Source organism: Caballeronia mineralivorans PML1(12) (assembly GCF_001028175.1).
In the GTDB taxonomy this organism is placed as follows: domain Bacteria; phylum Pseudomonadota; class Gammaproteobacteria; order Burkholderiales; family Burkholderiaceae; genus Caballeronia; species Caballeronia mineralivorans.
The window spans coordinates 1-19,858 of sequence record NZ_AEJF01000126.1 but is presented as its reverse complement, the minus strand read 5'-3'; the positions used below and the strand labels follow the sequence as shown (position 1 = coordinate 19,858).

At 59.5% G+C, this 19,858-nt stretch carries 20 protein-coding genes and 1 pseudogene; 7 read left to right on the top strand and 14 right to left on the bottom strand.

Translation table 11 applies throughout. The features are described from left to right. Window positions 1-359: 359 nt before the first annotated feature. Window positions 360-665: an H-NS histone family protein gene (locus EOS_RS20300; protein ID WP_235442890.1), complete on the top strand. Its 306-nt coding sequence runs from the start codon at window positions 360-362 to the stop codon at window positions 663-665. Between the two features lie 378 nt (window positions 666-1,043). Here EOS_RS20300 and EOS_RS20290 read toward each other — a convergent pair whose 3' ends face one another. The 7 genes from EOS_RS20290 to EOS_RS20260 form a co-directional block, all read right to left on the bottom strand. Further along, complete coding sequence (locus tag EOS_RS20290; protein WP_047848484.1) at window positions 1,044-1,460, bottom strand: MarR family winged helix-turn-helix transcriptional regulator; 417 nt, start codon at window positions 1,458-1,460, stop codon at window positions 1,044-1,046. A gap of 132 nt (window positions 1,461-1,592) precedes the next feature. Beyond that, window positions 1,593-2,792 (bottom strand): porin, encoded by a 1,200-nt coding sequence (locus tag EOS_RS20285; protein WP_047848514.1) that lies wholly within the window; start codon window positions 2,790-2,792, stop codon window positions 1,593-1,595. Window positions 2,793-2,928: 136 nt separating this feature from the next. Beyond that, window positions 2,929-3,480, bottom strand: a complete 552-nt coding sequence (locus EOS_RS20280) for an SLOG cluster 4 domain-containing protein (protein WP_047848483.1) — start codon at window positions 3,478-3,480, stop codon at window positions 2,929-2,931. Then, window positions 3,458-4,291 carry an ABC transporter permease gene (locus EOS_RS20275; RefSeq protein ID WP_047848482.1) on the bottom strand — a complete coding sequence of 278 codons (834 nt, stop codon included), beginning with the start codon at window positions 4,289-4,291 and terminating at the stop codon, window positions 3,458-3,460. Before EOS_RS20275 ends, EOS_RS20280 begins: the two co-directional genes overlap by 23 nt. An 11-nt stretch (window positions 4,292-4,302) precedes the next feature. After that, window positions 4,303-5,403 (bottom strand): extracellular solute-binding protein, encoded by a 1,101-nt coding sequence (locus EOS_RS20270; RefSeq protein WP_047848481.1) that lies wholly within the window; start codon window positions 5,401-5,403, stop codon window positions 4,303-4,305. Between the two features lie 44 nt (window positions 5,404-5,447). Beyond that, window positions 5,448-6,476, bottom strand: a complete 1,029-nt coding sequence (locus EOS_RS20265) for an ABC transporter ATP-binding protein (RefSeq protein WP_047848480.1) — start codon at window positions 6,474-6,476, stop codon at window positions 5,448-5,450. Window positions 6,477-6,480: 4 nt separating this feature from the next. Then, window positions 6,481-7,332: an ABC transporter permease gene (locus tag EOS_RS20260; protein ID WP_047848479.1), complete on the bottom strand. Its 852-nt coding sequence runs from the start codon at window positions 7,330-7,332 to the stop codon at window positions 6,481-6,483. Window positions 7,333-7,509: 177 nt separating this feature from the next. Between EOS_RS20260 and EOS_RS20255 the strand changes: the two genes are divergently transcribed. The 4 genes from EOS_RS20255 (at window position 7,510) to EOS_RS20240 (ending at window position 11,579) form a co-directional block, all read left to right on the top strand. Beyond that, window positions 7,510-8,394 (top strand): LysR substrate-binding domain-containing protein, encoded by an 885-nt coding sequence (locus EOS_RS20255; protein ID WP_047848478.1) that lies wholly within the window; start codon window positions 7,510-7,512, stop codon window positions 8,392-8,394. 398 nt (window positions 8,395-8,792) lie between these two features. After that, the gene (locus tag EOS_RS20250; protein ID WP_407639164.1) at window positions 8,793-9,047 is read left to right on the top strand and encodes a hypothetical protein; all 255 of its coding nucleotides are present in this window, start codon (window positions 8,793-8,795) and stop codon (window positions 9,045-9,047) included. 149 nt (window positions 9,048-9,196) lie between these two features. Continuing rightward, entirely contained in the window at window positions 9,197-9,697 is a 501-nt protein-coding gene (locus EOS_RS20245) for a GAF domain-containing protein (protein ID WP_047848477.1), read from the top strand. Window positions 9,698-10,460: 763 nt separating this feature from the next. Further along, the gene (locus EOS_RS20240) at window positions 10,461-11,579 is read left to right on the top strand and encodes a hypothetical protein (RefSeq protein ID WP_047848476.1); all 1,119 of its coding nucleotides are present in this window, start codon (window positions 10,461-10,463) and stop codon (window positions 11,577-11,579) included. A 310-nt stretch (window positions 11,580-11,889) separates the two neighbouring features. Here the strand turns inward: EOS_RS20240 and EOS_RS20235 are convergent, their stop codons facing one another. The 6 genes from EOS_RS20235 to EOS_RS20210 form a co-directional block, all read right to left on the bottom strand. Further along, on the bottom strand, window positions 11,890-14,127 hold the full coding sequence (locus tag EOS_RS20235; RefSeq protein WP_047848475.1) for an NADP-dependent isocitrate dehydrogenase: 2,238 nt from the start codon (window positions 14,125-14,127) through the stop codon (window positions 11,890-11,892). Window positions 14,128-14,548: 421 nt separating this feature from the next. After that, the gene (locus EOS_RS20230; RefSeq protein ID WP_047848474.1) at window positions 14,549-14,845 is read right to left on the bottom strand and encodes a 4Fe-4S binding protein; all 297 of its coding nucleotides are present in this window, start codon (window positions 14,843-14,845) and stop codon (window positions 14,549-14,551) included. Beyond that, window positions 14,842-15,156, bottom strand: a complete 315-nt coding sequence (locus EOS_RS20225) for a hypothetical protein (RefSeq protein WP_047848473.1) — start codon at window positions 15,154-15,156, stop codon at window positions 14,842-14,844. The genes EOS_RS20230 and EOS_RS20225 overlap by 4 nt, the downstream gene beginning before the upstream one ends. A gap of 12 nt (window positions 15,157-15,168) precedes the next feature. Then, the gene (locus EOS_RS20220; RefSeq protein ID WP_047848472.1) at window positions 15,169-15,768 is read right to left on the bottom strand and encodes an RNA polymerase sigma factor; all 600 of its coding nucleotides are present in this window, start codon (window positions 15,766-15,768) and stop codon (window positions 15,169-15,171) included. Between the two features lie 348 nt (window positions 15,769-16,116). Next, on the bottom strand, window positions 16,117-16,962 hold the full coding sequence (locus EOS_RS20215; protein WP_326972941.1) for an oxidoreductase: 846 nt from the start codon (window positions 16,960-16,962) through the stop codon (window positions 16,117-16,119). 161 nt (window positions 16,963-17,123) lie between these two features. Then, complete coding sequence (locus EOS_RS20210; protein WP_047848470.1) at window positions 17,124-17,408, bottom strand: hypothetical protein; 285 nt, start codon at window positions 17,406-17,408, stop codon at window positions 17,124-17,126. A 279-nt stretch (window positions 17,409-17,687) separates the two neighbouring features. Between EOS_RS20210 and EOS_RS20205 the strand changes: the two genes are divergently transcribed. Further along, on the top strand, window positions 17,688-18,134 hold the full coding sequence (locus tag EOS_RS20205) for a cupin domain-containing protein (RefSeq protein WP_047848469.1): 447 nt from the start codon (window positions 17,688-17,690) through the stop codon (window positions 18,132-18,134). Window positions 18,135-18,158: 24 nt separating this feature from the next. On the opposite strand, the gene EOS_RS20200 is transcribed toward EOS_RS20205, so the two are convergent. After that, window positions 18,159-19,490 (bottom strand): polyhydroxyalkanoate depolymerase, encoded by a 1,332-nt coding sequence (locus EOS_RS20200; RefSeq protein ID WP_047848512.1) that lies wholly within the window; start codon window positions 19,488-19,490, stop codon window positions 18,159-18,161. A 204-nt stretch (window positions 19,491-19,694) separates the two neighbouring features. Here EOS_RS20200 and EOS_RS20195 point away from each other — a divergent pair. After that, a pseudogene (locus EOS_RS20195) lies at window positions 19,695-19,858 on the top strand (glutathione S-transferase); the annotation flags it as partial.

Genomic DNA, 19,858 nt, shown 5'->3' with positions numbered 1-19,858 from the left:
GACCCGCGATATGATCGTTCTCGGTGCGCGCGGCTTGATGCGCGTACACTAGCTGCTGTTTCAGTGAAGAGGTCCGTCGGGAAGCTCCCGCGTGCACACACCACTTCTTCAATCGCCAACGGACGTGGCATGGTGCGTCCATGGCGTCACTGCTACTTAAAACTCCGACGAAGGGCGCTGACCGGAATGCCGCTAATCCGGCAACCATCGCTGCGGCATGCGCAACCTGCTCCCTAATTGGACAGGCGTAACGAGACGCAGCAGTGCACAAGCCATTAAAAAGCGATCACCCAGTGCCGACCTCTGTCGAGCAATACGTTTATCGAACACCCATATAACTTCAAAGAACGACTTTTATAATGCAAACTGAAATGCCCACCCTTAAAGAACTGCTCGCGCAACGCGAAGCGCTTCAAGACCAATTGAACGTCGCTCGACAACGTCAAGCCGAAATCGTCCTCGCTGAAATAGTCGCGAAGATGGGCGAATATAAGATCTCGCTCGCGGAACTGATGGGGCACAACAGCCAGGTAAAGGCGGTTGCCGCGGTGGCTGCTACACCAAAATATCGTGATGCAGAGAGCGGTGCGACCTGGTCCGGACGCGGTCGGGCTCCTCACTGGATCGCCGACAAAAACCGTGACGACTTCCTGGTGAGCGCCTGAGCCGGTATCGTTGAGCGGTGTCAGGCGCCAGATGAAGATCGACCACCATTCACCGCGAACAGTGATCGATCGCTGAACCGAGCGAATCCTGCAGCGCCGGATCCCGAAGAAATGCTTCGAGAGTACGGTGTTGGTCGCTTGCGAATGCCTGAAGACACCGTGTGTTATTTGCGCGAGTGCTTGAGACAGAGCAGGCAAGCGCGACCAGCAGCAGTGTTATTCCAAGGACCGCGATAGCAGCGTTGACAGCTTGTGCCGACGAACCTCGCCACCGCGCGCGCTTTTCAATCGCTGCCATCCGGCGGGACTCGTTATTCATCTGATCGTCTCCATAATAATTAGCAAGACAACTATTGGTGTTTGAAAAGACCCGTTGATCTACACCAACGCCTTTCTCACTCCATGCATGGAAGTGACCGCAGATTCGAACATCTCCGGGCCGATCTTCGCGCGCAACGTCCGGGCAATCTTGGCGCTGGCATTGTTGATTGGCCGATCAAGTGCCAAACCGGCTGGAGTCGCATGAACTGTCCACTCCCGGCCGTCTTCCTTGGCTTGACGGCGTTCGACTAATTGCTTTTCGCAGAGACTGTCAATCAGCCTTGTTGCAGTGGGGCGCGCTATGCCCAGGATCTCTGCCACCTGACTGCTGAGGCAGCCGGGGGAAGCCAGCACAACCCGAAGTACAAATCCCTGCGGCGGTGTCAGTCCAAATTCTGCATAGACAGCTGTCCACTCTCGCTCCACGAGACGGGCGAGGGCAGCAGAATTGAAGTAAAGGCAGTGATCGAACATGGGGCGATTAAATCACATAATAGTTAGCAAGGCAACTAAGTGTGTGCTTGTTTTCCTGTGGGTTGCCGCCCGGCGCATCGCGCTTGTTGCCAGGTGTTGGGCAAGCGCGAGCGCGCGGGCTAAATCAGAACATCAAAACGTCTGACGGATACCTACGCGTACCAGCGTCTGCGTATTGGTCGCAGACGAGATACCGTTGCCGACGTCGCCAACCGATGCAGTCGCGTTCACCGTATTGCCGTATGCGTCGAGCGTTTTACCACTCGCTTTCTGATAGCCGACGAGTGCGTAGAGCGACGTCCGCTTCGAGAAGCTATAGAACGAGGCGAGGTTGAACTGGTTGTACTTGGGAGCCGACGCGCCGTTGATCGAGCTGCCGCGCGTGTAGTCGTAACCCGCGGCGACACGCACCGTCGGTGTTGCCTGATACGACACCGTCAAGCCCGCCGAGTTGAACGTCTCCTTGCCCTTGAACAGCGAGAAACTGCCGGCCGTGTATTGCGTATTGCTATACGCCAGCCCGAGCGTCACCAAGCCGATCTGATATGTGCTGGCCGCAGCAATGATCTGCTGGTTCCTGGCCGATGCAAACCCTTCGTTGATCGACGACGAGAACGTGCCGTCGTACGAACCGGTCCACGCGCCGCTGTTGGCGCCGTAGGTATTGTTCGCCTGCATGTACGCCGCACCGATGGCTAGCGGGCCGTTCGCGTATTGGCCGCCAAGACTCCACGTGCTCTGGTTCTTGACGCTGCCGGCCTGATTGCCGAAACCGTACAGTGCGCCTAACTGAAGACCTGAGAAAGAAGGGCTGGTGTACTTGATCGAGTTGTTCTCGCGGGCCTGGTTGTCGATGTTGTCCAGATCGCCCGGATGAGCGCCCATGCCCGTGAGGAAGTTTCCTGCGCTGATCGGGCCGACGAAGTCCACGATCGGATCGTACTGGCGCCCGAGCGTGACCTTGCCGAATTTTGTGCTCGACAGACCCATCCATGCCTGACGGCCGAACTCACGGCTGCCTTGACCGAGCTGACCGGTACCGATATTAAAACCATTCTCCAACTGGAAGATGGCTGCGAGACCGTCACCCAGTTCTTCCTTGCCTTTGAGGCCCCAGCGGTCGCCCGACCAGGTTCCGCTCGCGAACGAATAGTTGGAGGCATTTGCATAAACGATCGGCTTGCCTGCCGCGCCAGTGGACTGCGCGACGCGCTGGCCGCTTGTGTAGCCGAGACCTGCATCGACAATGCCGTACAGCGTGACGCTGCCCTGCGCAAAAGCGGCAGGAAAGACGCTGTTCAGCGCCAGGAATGCAAATGCTGTTTTCTTCATCATGATTAGGATACCTATTAATTAAGTAAAGATCGAAAACGTGATTCGGATAGTCGTCCTGCCGGGATACCGCGATGCAGGCCTGTGGGTCTTCGGTGAGCGTCCGAGACCCGGTTCAACCTTCAACGGTTACTGTCTACTTCCCCTCCGATGCCAGCCAGTTCGCCACCCTGATTGCAAGCGAGTCCGCATTGTCGAAGCCCTCTGCACCCGGCACCTGCGGTGCGCCGAGCAACGTAAAAACCGGCTTGCCCCACTGCAGGCCAAGCGCCATTTCGGACAGCGTGCCTAGCCCGCCACCGACCGCAATCAAACACACCGAGGCGCGTGCAATCAGCGCGTTGCGTGTTATCCCCAGCCCTGTCGGCAGCGCCACGGTCAGATATTCGTTGGCCGCGGCTGCGTCGTCTTCGGGCAGTAATCCGATCACCACGCCGCCCGCCGCCTTCGCGCCATAAGCGGCCGCCTCCATCACTCCGCCTTTGCCGCCGCAAAGAAGCGCCATGCCGGCGCTGGCCAACACATACGCGATGCCCCTGGCTGCCGTCAGTTGCTCCGCTGTCGCTTCGCGCGGGCCGATCAGTCCCACAGGTGTTGCATGCCGTGCCGGACCGGTCTGGCGAGCGGCCAGCCTTTGCAGCGCGAGATAAGTTTCGTTTGACCAATCAATTTCTTCGTTGCCGTGCAAGGCATTCCCCTAACGCAAGAACACAGGTACAGCCGGCGGTCAGCACCAGCGACAGGGCGGCAGCCAGCGGGAAATCCGTCTGTCCGTCGGACAGCTTCAGGTACATCAGGAGCGGCAGGATATTGATCTGCGTTCCGGCCAGCGCGAGCGCGGTGCCATAGGTGCCGAGCGCGATCGATGTCACGAGACACCACGCCGCGGCAATCGACGGCCAAAGCTCGCGCAACGAGACGTCGATAAGCGCGCGCAGCGGCGACGCGCCCAGCGTGAGCGCCGCTTCGAGCGGCCGGCGATCCAGGTTGGCGATAGCCGGAAACAGCATCAGCGCAACGCGGGGGATCAGGTAATACGCGTAAGCCATGACGAGGCCCGCGGTCGTGTAGATCAACGAACCCACGCTGGCCGGATCGGCGCCTATATGCGCGAGGAGACTCGTCACAAACCCCGCGCGGCCGAAGGCAAGGATGAATCCGTATGCGATCACCAGCCCCGAAAATGCCAGCGGCACGCCGAGCATGGCGAGCAGCCAGCGACGGCGTTCAGGCGACTGCGCGGCGAGCACCATCGCGAGCGGCAGGCCTATGGCAAGCGACACCGTGCCGGCCCCCAGCGCGAGCGCAAGCGAGTGGCCGAATGCGCTGATGACCAGCGGGTCCTGTGCCAGCCGCATGAAAGCGGAGCCATGATCCGCCCCCGCCGACACCACCAGCGCGCCGAGCGGCAGCGCAAAGAACAGCGCGAGGAGAAGCCCGGCCGGGACCGCGCCGAAACGGCGCACGAGGCCGGCTTCGCGCATCGACGAAACATCCATCTGCGTGCCCCTTACTTGGCGAGCGCGGCCTGCGCCCACAACTGGTCGACCTCGGCCTTTTTCTCGGCCGCCTTGACTACGTCGAGCGGATGAACCTGCGGCACGTCGGGCATCTTCGCGCGGATCTCCGGCGACAGCGGCACGCCCGGCACGGAAGGACGCACATACCCTTGCGCGAAAAGCGACTGGCCGACGTCGCTCATCACGAGGTTCATCCAGAGTTGCGCGGCGTCCGGGTTCGGTCCGTTCTTGACCAGGCTCATTGCGTACGGTGCGGACACCGTGGCTTCCTTCGGGATCACCACTTCGGCCGCGTCGCCCATGCCGTCGGTGTATTTCGCTTTCAGCCCGTCATTTTCATAGCCGATCAAAATCGGGATTTCGCCTTTGACGAACTTCGCGTAAGGGGTAGTGCCTTCCACGCGCATCACGTTGCCCGCTTCGCGCAACTTGCCGAAGAAGTCGGCGCCTGGTTTCGGGTTGTCGACGCTGCCGCCGAACGCGTAAGCTGCAGCGAAGACCGCGACTTGTCCCTGGCCGGTCGAACGCGGGTCGAGATAGACCACAGAATTCTTATACTCGGGCTTGAGCAGATCGGCCCAACCGTGCGGCACGTCCTTGACCAGTTTCGTGTTGACGAGGAACGCGATGTTCAGCGAATGCACCGTGAACCAGCGGCCATCGCGTTCACGAAACACGGGCGGCAGCTTGTCGAAGTTAAGCGGCTTGAATGGCGCTACGACGTCCTTGTTGACCGCGTCCAGTGCAGACGCTGCGAAGTAGTACGCGGTATCGGCTTGCGGGCGTCGACGGGCCTTGTCGAGTGCCACCACGGTCGCGGCCGAGCCAATATCGTTGTAGGTGATCTCGACCTTCGGATAACGTTTCTTGAACTCGGCGAACAGCGACTTCCAGTTGGCCCATTCGGGACCGGTGTCGAACGAGACCACGAGGCCCTCGTCAGCAGCTTTTGCGTACAGCGCTTCTTCGCCGGGATAAAGCGGTGCGGCGGGAGCGGCATGAACACCCGACGCCGCGCTCAGCGCCGACAGCGCGCAAACGAATCCGGCGACCAGCCGGACTCGCGACAAAAGACCAAGCCTTGCAACCATTGTGGTTCTCCGTGAAGCTATGTGAATGAGGAAAGTCGACGGGTCTATGCCGCCAATACACGCAGATGTTCGGGCGCAATGGCAATGGCGTGTTCAGCGAGCTGGCGCCCTTCGCACAACAGCGGCTGCTGCGCTGAATCCGGGACGAAGTCGTAACGGCACGTCGCGCCGAAGTAACGCACCTCGGTCCTGCGTCCGCCCAGCCGGTTGATCGCAGCTTCGGGCGGATCGGGCTGCACATGTTCCGGACGCACGAGGACATCGACCTTGTCGCCCGGGCGGAACGCACGGGTATCGGCGAAGAGCATGGCGAAGGAAACATCGACGGCGCCGGTGCCCACGACACGTCCCGGCATCACGCTCGAATGACCGACGAAACGTGCGACCTGCGTGGATACGGGCTGGGTGTAGAGGCGCTCAGGGGTATCCACTTGCAGCACTCGGCCGCCATCGACTACGGCCACCCGGTCCGCAAGGCTCAGCGCTTCGTCTTGATCGTGCGTGACCAGAAGCGTGGTGGCGCCGCATGCGCGTTGCAGCGAACGAATCTCGTCGCGTAGTTGCTGGCGGATGCCGGCATCGAGGGCTGCAAGTGGTTCGTCGAGCAGCAGCACCTTCGGTTCGAACGCGAGTGCGCGAGCCAGTGCAACGCGTTGCTGCTGGCCGCCGGAAAGCAACGTGGTGCGGCGTCCGGCATGTTCGGTAAGTCCGACCCGTTCCAGCATGTCGAGCGCGCGCGTCCGGCGTTTCGCCGCGCTCATGCCGCGCATCCGCAGCCCGTAGGCCACATTGTCCACCACGCTCAGATGCGGAAAAAGCGCATATTGCTGGAACACCATGCCGACTTCGCGGCGCCATACGGGAACACCCGCCACGTCCTTGCCGTTGATCGAGATGCGACCTTCGTAACCATTTAGGAGTCCGGCAGTCAACCGCAGGATGGTCGATTTTCCCGAGCCGCTCCGGCCCATGACGGCCAGCAGTTCGCCGGGTTCAACCGCCAGCGTGACCGCTTCAATACCGTGCTGTGCACCGGGATACGTAAAGCTCACGTTTTCCAAATGGAGGCTCATCGTTTTACTTCAGCCTTTGAACAGTGTTGACCGACACGAGTGTCGCGATGACCGCCAGGCACAGGAGCACCACGGTGGCTGCGCATGCCATACCGGTCGCACCATAGAACGCCTGCAGCAGCACCACCGGATAGTTGCGGTAACGGAAGCCCGCGATAAGATTGGAGACCTGGAATTCGCCGATAGACAGCGCTGCTACCATCACGAGTCCCGAGAACAAGCTCTGCCTGAGATTGGGTAGTACGATCGTTACGAACTGCCGCAGCGGTGTTGCGCCGAGCGTGGCGGCGCATGCTTCGAGACGTTCTATATCAAGGTGACGCAGGTCGCTCAGCAGCGTCTGCGTCAGATAAGGCAACGTGAGCACAGTGTGGGCCGCGATCAGCAGCGGCAGCGATCCGAGCCAGGGCAAGGTGTCACCACTAAATATGGCGATGTAACCAAAACCGAGCGTGAGCCCAGGCACGCCTACAGGTAATAACGCGACGAGCCGCGCGGTCAGACCGCGCCCGGACAGCGAGCGATAGTGCAGGGCATAAGCGAGCGGAAGGCCTACCACAGCAGTCGCGCAGCAACAGGCCAGCGCGACCATCAGGCTCACACCGAAGGCGCGGCGGAAGCTCGTATCGGCGGCAAGATCAGCGAACCAGTGTCCCGTGATGCCGGTTGGCAGCACGGTGTTCGTCCATGTTTCGCCGAAGGAGCCGATCAATAACAGTGCGATCGGCAGCAGCATGTAGATCGAAAAAAGCACTGCGACGAGCTGAAGTACGACACGTCCGGCCGATACGGAGCGCCGGGAGCTGCGACGAATGGGAACACCTGGCTGGGTAGCCGGTAAGACGGGAGTTTGCATGTGAGCACTTATCTGAAAGCGAATCGAAGCCTATGGGCCTTGAATTAACTGGGCGGGAGGTTTCGGATTGCTTGCAAGTGTGCAGATACGACATGGCATCGTCATGAAAAAAACGTACAAAGCTCGCACTGCGCTGTGCGCATTCGGAACACTTCGACGCAAACCGCTGGACCGCCGATGAAACATCACTACCCGAACGTCACGGAATTACTTGCTTTCACTAGTGCTGCCAAGCATTTGAATTTCTCCCGGGCAGCGCGCGAGCTAGGCCTGACGCCTAGCGCCGTCAGCCGGCAAATTGCGGGGCTTGAGACTCTCTTTGGCGTGCAGCTCTTCATTCGCGACGGCCGTAATCTTGCGCTTACGCAGTCGGGCAGCCGCTATCTCGAGCGCGTCGCCGGCCCTTTGCGGGACATAGGCAATGCGTCGCTCGAGATGATGAGCGCGGGCGGGCAGAGCGATTTGTTGACAATCGCAAGCGTGCCGACGTTCACGACGAAATGGCTGATTCCGCGATTGCCCGGATTTCTGTCCAGTACGCCGGGGGTCACGATCAGCTTTAGCCGGCATCTGGCGCATGGCGATTCGTTTCCGCTCGATTTGGACGCGGCGATTCGATACGGCGACGGCACGTGGGATGGGGTGGTTTGCGATTACATCGATGGCCGCACGTTTGTGCTGGTATGTGCGCCCGAATATCAGTCGCGGCGGCCGCTGCGCTGCTTGCAGGATGTGGCCGATGCGGCGCCGCTTCTGCATGGGCAAGCTGGGCTGGTATGGGGACAGTGGGCGGACTTCCATGGCGTGTGCAATATGAACGCACTGGCGGGACCACGGTTCGAGCAATACTCGGTGTTGATTCAGGCGGCGCAGGCGGGTCTCGGGCTCGCGCTTGTACCGCAGTTCCTGGTCCGCGATAACCTTGCCACGGGCAAGCTGATGGAACCGTTGCGCGCTCCTATTGATGTTGAGCAAGGACATTATCTTTGCTATTTTCCGGAGCGCATTGAGACGCGGCCGGCTTTGAAGCAATTTCGCGAGTGGGTGTTATCGCAGGTTTGAATGGGTTCGAAACCGATGCGAATGACTGCCTTGTACGTTGCTGACAATATCGACGCAAAAAAGCCGGCCGGAGCCGGTCGGCTTTCCACGGGCGTCGTTCTCGTTACCCCTTGAGCTTGCCGCGCACGGCGTGAGCGGCCAACCGTGTTTTGATCCGGCTTGAAAAGCACAATTGTCGACCCCATTGATTAGCGTGTCGCAGGGACGAACTTAATTTATATCCCATGCGTCAGGCGCTAGTCGGTGAGTTACGTTCCATATGGAACAGGATTGGTCGCCGGGTTAATACGCCAACGGCCAGCTTGCAAAAAAGGTGCATAGCCTTGAACGCTAGCCGTGCCTTAGCCAGGAAACCGAGTGGTCTTCACGGGCCGCTCTAACCAAGAATGGGATATTCGATGAAAGTGAAATTGGCAATGTTGGCGCTCGCTCTCGCAACAGTGAGCTTCGCTGCACAGGTCCAGGCGGCGGGATGCCTGAAGGGTGCTGTCGTGGGCGGCGTGGCTGGCCACTATGTCGGCAAAGGCCATGCAGTACTAGGCGCCGCAGGCGGTTGTATCGTGGGCCATCACATGGCGGCCAAGAAAGCGAAGGAAGATGCGTTGGCACGGGAGCATGCTCAACAGGCGCCTTCGGGCATGTCAGGCACCTAAGCCGCCAAGCTAACGCCAGGCACGATCCAGACACCGGCGATGCTGTAGTGCCTGCCGGATTTAACGCGCTGTGCTATGGTCCAAAGACGTCGTTCTTTCAATTGCCATGACCAAGACGGTCATGGCGCTCATGGCTCACCATCGCGATCATGTCCTTCACCGTCCATCAATCAACCGGTCCGAAAGCGGCGCAATATGACGAGCTCATCGCTCAGGCACGCTCGCTTCTCAGCGATGAAACCGATCACATCGCCAATGCCGCAAACTTCTCGGCGCTCGTGTATCACGCGCTGCCCGATCTGAACTGGAGCGGCTTTTATTTCTTCGATGGCGTGGAACTCGTCGTCGGTCCGTTCCAGGGCAAGCCGGCGTGCGTTCGCATCGCGCTGGGAAAAGGCGTGTGCGGTACTGCGGCGCAAACCCGGCTGACGCAGGTTGTGCGAGACGTTCACGAATTCCCCGGACACATTGCATGCGACTCGGCATCGCAATCCGAGATCGTTGTGCCGCTTGTCGCGAAGGACGGCAGCCTGGTCGGTGTCTGGGATGTGGACAGCCCTTCAATCGATCGCTTCGACGCGGACGATGCCAAAGGAATGGAGGCGCTCTGCCGGGTATTCATGGAGTTGGCATGGGAGCCGCGAGCTTAGGCCTAAGCTCGCGGCCCCTTCGCGGCCGGATGGCTTCGGGCGGTCAAGCGAGATCTCCGGTGAAGACGCGTTGAGTTTGTATCAATGGAATACCGGTAAAGCACGCCACTACTTCTGCTCGACATGTGGGATTTACACCTTCCATCAGCGGCGCATGGACGAGAACGTATTTAGCGTGAATGTGTTCTGCGTTCATGGGATCGACCCCGAAAAGATTCCCATACGTTATGTCGATGGGAAAAGCCGGTCAGTAGTTTAGTGCGGCTTAGCTATTCTCGAACGCCAATTTTTTTCGTTTCAAAGCTGTTCTTAAGCTTGCCATAAGGATTGGCGGCTGAGGATAGGGTATGTTTCTGCTCTGTCGCATTCAGTGGCAGCGGCCTATCGACTTAAGCTTTCTTAATAGAGCGGCTTGAGCGAAAGGTCCGTGCACGCTTATCGATTTAACCTGATCATGCCGTGACTTGGCGAGCGGTTCCATTCAAATGGAGAGCTCGTTAGCAATGCAAAATTATGGATGATTGGACCGCATGGACACATCACGCATGTCCATAGCAATGGCTTTCGTGCATACAGGCGAAACGCATCTTACTAAACACTCCTATATATTTCATTTCATTACACGGACACAATCGCGGCATACGCTTGTCATGTAACCGTGCTTCATCCGTCGAGTCCCTTCGACTGGATTTTATTTTCTTGTCACGTCTACAGCCCCCACAAAAAATTTAGATCGCGGACTGCGTTTCTTTAGGATAACGATATGAAAATTAAATGTTTGCTAAGTGTAATGTCTGCTGCAGTGCTGCTCACCGCATGCGGAGGCGGCAGCAGCAGCTCCCCCGGTATACCTGGGTCGGCGCCGGTTAATACGGCGCAGGTGCCGAATACCGCTACAGCTTCGGGTTATTCCTTATCGGTGTTCGCCACTGCGCCTTCGTCGAAAGCTAAACCGGACTCGATTGTTCAATACAACAACACGGTCTTTATCGGCTATCAGATGTCCGGCGATGTAAAGGACGGTTCGGTGCCGGGCCTGACCAACACGGTGGTCCAGTACGATCTGAATGGCAACGTACTAAAAAGCTACACCGTTCCCGGACACGTCGATGGGCTGATGGCACGTACCGATACGAACACGTTGTGGGCCATGTCGAATGAAGACGCCAATCCCGAGCTGACCATCATCGACCTCGGGTCCGGTGCGCAAAAGACGTATCAGGCTACGGTTAATCCGACCGTCCACGGCGGCGGGTACGACGACATGCAGCTCCTGAACGGCACCGTCTATGTTAGTGCTTCCAACCCGACCACACCCGGCGTGGCGCCCACCGTTGTCTCGTTGACGCTGAATCCGAACGGCACCACGTTCGACGTTGCCCCGGTGCTTGCCGGCAACGCTCAAGCCACTGACCTCACGCCATCGGTCGGTGGTGCTGCGAATCCCACGTTCAACCAGCCGGTTACGCTTAGCCTCACCGACCCGGACTCTGAAGCCATCGACCCATCCGGCAACCTGATGCTTGACAGCCAGGCGGACGGAAAGCTGGTGTTTATCCATAATCCGGGCGCGAGCCAGACAGTCAGCGTGCTGACGCTGACGCTCTTCAACGACAAGGATGGTCCGATCTATCCGGTCGACGACACGCGCTGGGTTCCCGCAGCCGGGCCAACGCTGAAGACCTTCATGCTCTTCACCGACGCAAGCAACACAACCTACCGCGTGGACGCACCGTTCAAACAGGGCGATGCATATAGTGCAGGGCAGGGACAGGTCATGCAGTTGGATACCACGACCGGTCACCTCACGCCGGTAGTAACGAGCGTCGGAGCTGCCTCAGCCTTGCAGGATCCGCATGGGGTTCTGTTCGTGACGCTGTGACACCTGGGTAAGAAGGAAGCCCCGTTGCGTGCAAGTTGCGCAGCGGGGTCTGTGCCATCCGTCCGGATCAGGCGAAGGCCTCTGACCGGCGCGTCTTCTGCGAAGCAGAACCGCATGATTCTTCAGCGACCAGCGGGTCGTCGGCCTGCTTGTTGGTATCGGCGATGTCGGGCCGGAATCGCCCTGGTGTGTCCGCACTGGGACCGGTAGAAAAAAACCAGCCTGTTGTTCACGCTCCCTTCCGGCTTTGGCTGCTAGCCAAAGCCGGAAGGGTTGCGTGCCCACGAACGCTATAACGCAGTTAAACCGCTCAACCTTGAGCCGCGGCTAGCGTCGCGTTCAGCGTCTTGCTCGGACGCATCACGGATTCCAGCTTGTCGAAGTCAGGCTTGTAATAACCGCCGATGTCTGCTGCCTCTCCTTGCACCGCCGACAACTCGGCCACGATGGTCTGCTCGTCCGCGGTCAGTTGCTTGGCCAGCGGTGCGAACTGTGCGGCCAGGGCTGCGTCGTCGGTTTGCGCCGCCAGTTCCTGGGCCCAGTACATCGCGAGGTAGAACTGGCTGCCGCGGTTATCCAGTTGCCCGGTTTTGGGCGACGGGTTCTTGTTGTTCTCGAGCAGTTGGCCGGTGGCTGCATCCAGCGTCTTTGCCAGGATTTTGGCGCGCGCATTGCCGGTCTTCAGCCCCAAGTCTTCCAGCGATACCGCCAGCGCCAGGAATTCACCCAGCGAGTCCCAGCGCAGATGGTTTTCTTCCACCAACTGCTTGACGTGCTTCGGAGCCGAGCCGCCCGCGCCGGTTTCGTACATGCCGCCGCCGGCCATCAACGGGACGATGGACAGCATCTTGGCGCTGGTGCCCAGTTCCATGATCGGGAACAGGTCGGTCAGGTAGTCGCGCAGGATGTTGCCGGTCACCGAGATGGTGTCGAGGCCGCGGATGACGCGCTCCAGCGTGTAACGCATGGCGCGCACTTGCGACATGATCTGGATGTCCAGGCCGGTGGTGTCGTGATCCTTCAGGTAGGTCTCGACTTTCTTGATCACTTCGGCTTCGTGCGGACGGTACGGGTCCAGCCAGAAGATTGCCGGCATGCCGGAGTTGCGGGCACGGGTGACGGCCAGCTTGACCCAGTCGCGGATCGGCGCGTCCTTCACCTGGCACATGCGCCAGATATCGCCTTCTTCCACGTTCTGCGTAAGCAGGACTTCGCCGGTGGCGATGTCGACAATGCGAGCCTCGCCCGCTTCGGGCACTTCGAAGGTCTTGTCGTGCGAGCCGTATTCTTCAGCCTGCTGCGCCATCAACCCGACGTTCGGCACCGTACCCATGGTGACCGGATCGAAGTTGCCGTTGGTCTTGCAGAAGTTGATGATCTCCTGATAGATGCGGGCAAACGTGCTCTCCGGAATCACGGCCTTGGTGTCCTTCGGACGACCGTCGGCGCCCCACATCTTGCCGCCGATGCGGATCATGGCCGGCATCGATGCATCCACGATCACGTCGTTCGGCGCATGCAGGTTGGAGATGCCCTTGGCCGAATCCACCATTGCCAGTTCCGGGCGATGCTCATGGCACGCGTGCATGTCGCGGATGATTTCTTCGTGCTTGGAGGTGGGCAGGCTTTCGATCTTGTCGTACAGGTTGACCAGGCCGTTGTTGACATTCACGCCCAGTTCGTCGAACAGCTTGCCGTGCTTCGCGAAGGCTTCCTTGTAGAAAATCTTGACCGCGTGGCCGAAGACGATGGGGTGCGAGACCTTCATCATCGTGGCCTTCACGTGCAGCGACAGCATCACGCCGGTCTTGCGCGCATCTTCCATCTGCTCTTCGTAGAAGTCGCACAACGCCTTCTTGCTCATGAACATGCTGTCGATGATCTCGCCGTCCAGCAGCGACACCTTCGGCTTCAGCACGATGGTCTTGCCGCTCTTGGTGACCAGTTCCATCTTCACGTCACGCGCCTTGTCCACGGTCATGGACTTTTCACCGTGATAGAAGTCGCCATGCTTCATGTGGGCCACGTGGGTGCGCGAAGCCATGCTCCACTCGCCCATGCTATGCGGGTTCTTGCGGGCGTAGTTCTTCACGGCGGCGGGCGCGCGGCGGTCCGAGTTGCCTTCGCGCAGCACCGGGTTCACGGCGCTGCCCAGGCACTTGGAGTAACGCTGGCGGATGGCCTTCTCGGCGTCGGTCTTCGGTTCTTCAGGGAAATCCGGAACCTTGTAGCCCTTGCCCTGCAGTTCCTTGATCGCGCCGATCAACTGATGCACGGAGGCGCTGATGTTGGGCAGCTTGATGATGTTGGTGTCCGGCAGCAGGGTCAGGCGACCGAGTTCGGCGAGGTTGTCGGGCACCCGTTGATCTTCGGTCAGGAATTCAGGGAACTCACCCAAGATGCGGCCAGCCACCGAGATGTCACTGGTGGTGACGCGAATTCCAGCCGGCGCGGTGAACGTGCGGATGATGGGCAGGAAGGCGCTGGTCGCCAGCAGCGGAGCCTCGTCGGTGAGGGTGTAGATGATCGTGGGTTGCTCGGTACTCATCGCTTATCTCGAGAAAAAAAGGTGGGTGGGCGCCGCCGGCTGCGTCGAAAACCGGGGTTAACCATCGAATTTTGCCTGATTTTGCTTTCAAGAGGGCTGTACCGGCCCGGCGATTCGCATCGCAACCTGAAAAAAGCGGGTTTTTTGTGCGTGGGAAGCGCGTGGCGGGGTGATTCTGAGTGCCACGCGGATGCATCGTAAATGCCTGGATTAAAAGACTAATTCGCTTGGGCGATCGTTTGGTGGATCGCTTGCGGGCGGCTTGCAACGTCACGGCCGAAGGTGCGGTCATACAAAAGAAAAACGTGGTGGCCGCCGAGCGCCGGGTGAGCATGGCTGGTAACGGCGGGCACCGGCATGACCAGGAAAATGCCCCCCATGCCTCGGCCGGAGCGCTTGCCATCCGCTTGGTAACCTCTTCTCAACTCATCCGGGCCAATGTAATGGCCCGCTCGGGACACGCTGTCACGCACAAGCCGCACGCCCGGCACGCGTCCGCGTTCGGCGTGTACGCGACCTTCATTCCGTGCACGCGCAGCTTGAATTTCTGCAGCGGACCCAGGCGCTGATAATCCTCCGTGTCGATCCGGCGGATTTCGAAAACGTCCTCGGGACACACGACCGTGCAATCGGCCTTGCCCTCGCATCGATTGAAGTTCACAACCGGCGCGATCACGCCCGGTGCCTGCTTGCAAGTGGACGCAGACGTGTCGCTCATACACTGTCCCCTTGCGGCTTGCCGCGACCGCACATCGAACCCTTCGAAAACTTTTCGCGTTCTTCGGGCGTCATCTGTTCCCAGCGGCGCCACTGCTGGCGTCCACGCCAGCCGCCATGTCCCCGGAATCCGCCGAACAAGATCCGGCTCAGGATCAACAGGCCCAGGGCATGCGCAAAATCGATCGCACGGGCCCCGACGAACAGCGCCGGGACAACCCAGTTCCATAAGGTCATCACCATCCATCCCAGCACGGCAATGCCCACAATAACCAGCAGTGCCTTGCGGAGGAATCTCAGTCTGAAATTCATCTACTTTCTCCTTTAAATATCCAGTTCGTCATATACGGCTTGCAAGCGGGCGCGCAGATGCAGCACCGCGTAGCGCTTGCGCGCGAGCAGCGTGTTCAGGCTCACGCCGCTCTCGGCAGCCAGTTCCTTGAAGCTGCGCCCCTCGAGTTCGTGGGCGATGAAGATGTCACGCTGGTTGTCCGGCAGTTCGTCCAGCGCGTGCTGCAAGGCTGCCAAGAGCACCGAGCGGGCGTAGGCGGCTTCCGGTCCGGCATCCTGTGCAGGCAGCGTGAGATCCAGCCGATATTCGTCGTCAGCGTGCTCGGCATGCTCGCCGTTCTCGTCGGTCGCGGCGGTTTCAGCCAAGGGTTGTTCTTTCTTCTTGCGAAAGCGGTCGATGATGCGATTGCGCGCTACGCGAAACAGCCACGCGCTCACTTGTTCGATAGGCTCAGGAAGCCGGTACGCCTGCACGAACTCGTGAAGCACATCCTGCAGGATGTCTTCAGCGTCGCTCGGGTCACGCACGCGACGCCGGATAAAATTTCCGAGTTTCGTACGCTCACGCAAGACGGTTGCGGTGATGTCGCTATTTCTATCGATCATCGGGTTCGTGGGCGGCGGCGGTTCCATACATAGGGAGACGTTTCACAATCGGGAATATTGTGGTCGGCAGGAAAAAAACTAGCGTTGTACGCCGGGCGCCTGCGACATGGATAGCAGGAGACCACGATTTGGTCCGCGATGGCGGATCTTGCGTTGGGCAGGGCGTGCGGGGAGAGAGGCGTGTGGGCGGCTGCATGCCGACGTGTCGGCAACCGGCAAAGCCGAAATAGGGTGCTTTGAAGGCGGCCCCGCCGTGCTGGGGGACGGGTTCACCCGCCGCCAGCGTGGCTCGGAAGCAGACGTTCCGATTATCCACGCAGGCGGGTCAGCGCCCGTTCGATGCGGCGCTGACCTGATCCAGATAGAGGGTGCTCGCTAAGCGGCGTAGTGACCGTCGGTACCGACGGAAAGCGCCCGCCAGCGATCGAGTTCGGCGAGCATGCCAGCGAGTTTCGCATCCGCTGCATTAACAGCCATCGATCCCGCGATAAAACGCATCGGCGGCTCGGCCTCGTTTGCCAGACGCACCAGCGCTTCAGCAAGCTTCGCGGGATCACCCGGTTGCTGACCATTGCGTTGCTCGAAATAGGCTCGCCGCTGATCGCGCCGGTCGTCGTAATCGGCCACGACGGTGTCGCCGAAGCGGAGCGATTCGCCGGTGAGGAAGTCGGTACGAAAAGGACCGGGCTCGACGATCGTCACGAAGAGACCAAACGGCGCGACTTCCCTGGACAAGGACTCCGAGAATCCTTCGAGCGCAAACTTGCTGGCGCTGTAGAGTGAGCACGATTCCACGCCGAGAATGCCGGCAATCGACGAGAGGTTGAAAATCCGCCCTTTACGGGCAGCGCGCATCACGGGTAGCGCCGCCCAGGTCACGTTGAAGACGCCGAACAGATTGGTGGCGAACTGGGCCTGCGCGTCCTGGATCGTGTTCTCTTCGAAGAATCCCAGATGGCCGTAGCCCGCGTTGTTGACGAGCACATCGATCGATCCGAATCGCGACACGGCGGCCTGAACGGCGGCTTGTGCCTGGGCCGCGTCCGTGACGTCCAGCGCAACGCCAAGCAGTTGATCGTTGTCCGCGCCCAGACCCTTGACGATATCTTCCTGCTTGCGCGCCGTGGCGACTACCCGGTCACCCGCCTGGAGGGCAGCTTTAGCGATAGTCGTGCCAAGGCCGCGACTGGCGCCCGTGATAAACCATGTTTTCTGCATCATTGGCTCCTGTGCTGAATGAGCCTTCATGGGACCATGATGCGATGCCTGGACGATAGACCGATCCTCGCGCGTTCTTGCCTGAACGTGCAAAACATGAATCCATGTGCTTTAGGCTTAGGGCCGTCAATGAGCTAATCCCTGGTCTTGCCAAGCTATCTCGCTCAGTCGTCGAGTTCGCTAGCGCAACCAATCAGCCGGGCGGGATTAGCCAAGAAGTCTTCAATCGTTCCCTCGTCCTCGAACAGCATCTTAAGGACGCATGCTTCGTCATCGGTCAAACCGGATTCGGCCAATTCCCCGTCGCGACCGATGGTGTCGCAGTCTTCAAGGGTCAACTCTGCAATGACAGCAGAGGACAGCTTGACGGGCCACTTTTCACTGAACGCGACGGTGACCACTTTTCGCGCTTCATCATAGGCTCTGATCTCGACGCTGATGTAGGACATGTGTCGATTTCTCCAGTGAACGTACCCGGGATGGCTCGCGCTGCGCACCGCCATGCAGCGAAGTTTAGCAACACACTATTGCTTATGGGCGATGTCTTTCCAAGAATTTCATCGTGGATTGCTAACCGATAAACGTGCTTTTAAAGTACTACTTTGAAGGTGCGAGCACTCCTTAGGTTTTGTCTAAGGAACAAGCCCGGCGCTATGGAACGCTTGATGCATAGCGAAGTGGCTAGCCCTTCCATTCGACGGTTTTGCTTGCCCAACCGGAGCGCGCCCATGTCAACTGAAACGTTCGAACTTGCCACTCGCTTTTCGCATATCCGGCCACAAGACACCCCTTATGAGGATCAGGGGTTGCGCGATTTTTTTCTTTATCGTGATTTAGGCATTGCAGGCGCGACCGGAGGCAAGGTGGTTGCGCAACTCGTCAAGGCGAACAATGCACCAGAGCAAGGCACAGGTTGGCACCGTCATGAGGCCGAATTCCACATTGTGATCATGCTCAAGGGCTGGGCGCGCTTCATGTACGGCGACAAGGAGACCCTGGTCGCGACCGGTGACTGCGTTCATCAGGCGCCGGGAATCGTGCATTACCTCTTCGATTATTCCGAGGACATGGAGTATCTGGAGATAGTCGGTCCTGCCAACTTCACGACCATCGACGTAGAGGGGCCATGCGAGGTTCCAGCGTTCACGCCATGGAAGAGCCAGCAACCTGCGTGAAACGTGGCCTAGGCGGTTAATTCATCAAGACCCTTCGGACTGCGCATTCATATCCATGCGCGGTACGACGGGTCGCGTGAGTGGCGCTAGCGACTGCAAAGGCTGCGCGCGTGCGTTGATAACCACCGGGTTTGGCTCGTTGTCGTGGATCATTGCGCGCACGCGTGGATAGATATGGCGTTCCCAACGCTTGCCGTTGAACACGCCATAGTGACCCACGCCCGTTTGCACGTGATGGGTCTTCATGTACGGGCGCAACTTGTTGCATAGCTCCTGCGCGGCGAGCGTCTGGCCTACCGCGCAGATATCGTCGCGTTCGCCTTCTACTGTTAAAAGCGCTGTGCGCCGGATCAGCGACGGGTCGACCGTGCGCCCGCGCACTTCGAGTTCGTGCAGCGGCAACGCGTGCCGCTGGAAGACCGTGTCGATGGTCTCGAGATAAAACTCGGCCGTCAGATCCATCGTCGCAAAGTATTCTTCATAGAATATGCGGATCGCCTCGGCCTTGGCGGGGTCGCCCTTGGCACGCTGATAAACCATGTCTTCGAACGCATCGAAATGACGCGACGGATTCATCGACATGAACGCCATCAGTTGCGTGTGGCCCGGATAAACGCGCCGCCCCGCGCCGGCAGAACCCCACGGTACGGCGCTGATCAGGTTCCGCTCGAACCATTCAATCGGCTTGCTTTTAGCCAGCACATTCACGGAGGTCGGGTTGATGCGCGTGTCGATAGGACCGGCCATCAGCGTCATGCTCGCCGGTTGCAGCGGATGATCGTCGGCGGCCATCAGCGCAACGGCCGCGAGGGCGGCGACGGTCGGCTGGCAGACAGCAAGCAGGTGGGTGTTGGGACCCAGCGCGACAATAAAGTCGATGACGTGCTGGACGTATTCGTCAAAGCCGAAGCGGCCCTGCATCAGCGAGACATCGCGAGGGTTGGTCCAGTCGGTGATATAGACGTCGTGGTCGGGCAGCAAGGTGCGCACCGTGCCGCGCAGGAGCGTGGCGAAGTGGCCGGACATTGGCGCGATCACCAGCACGCGCGGTTGTTTAGGCGCCCCTTCTTTCGCAAAATGCAGCAGCGAGCAGAACGGCGTGGCAAGGGTGATGTCCTCGACCACGCGCACGCTTTTTCCGTCCATTTCCACCGAGTCGATGGCGAACGGGCGCCGGCTATGCGTCAGCGCAGAAAGCGCCAGCAGGTCGCATGTGGCCCGCAGTGAACGGCCCTGAGGCGTTTGGGCGATAAGCGGCCATGCATCGAGCGCATGATTGATCAGTGCCGCGCCGTGGCGTACCGGCAGCGTGAGGTCTGCCATCGCCTGATAGCCGGAGTATGCGAATGGATTCATCGCCTTTCGCTTGAGCGCGTATTGTCGAATGTTGTAAAACAACGCAATACATATGCCAACATGCAGTGCCAGCTTAGGCGTCGCTGAAAGTGGCACATCCCTTGCGACATTCCTGAACACGCGCTGAAATTGCCGTCTTTTGGTGCGTCTCTGCACCCGTCGCGCATTTTTGCGCGTGTGGCCGCGCGAACCGAGGAGCTTCATATGACGAAAGCTACGCTCACCATCAGCAGCAAGAACTATTCGTCGTGGTCGTTGAGAGGCTGGTTGCTCGCAAAGTTCAGCGGTTTGCCGTTCGACGAATTCGTTGTGCCCATCGACGACGCCGGCGCGCGCGCCGAACTGCTGCTGCTATCGCCGTCCATTCT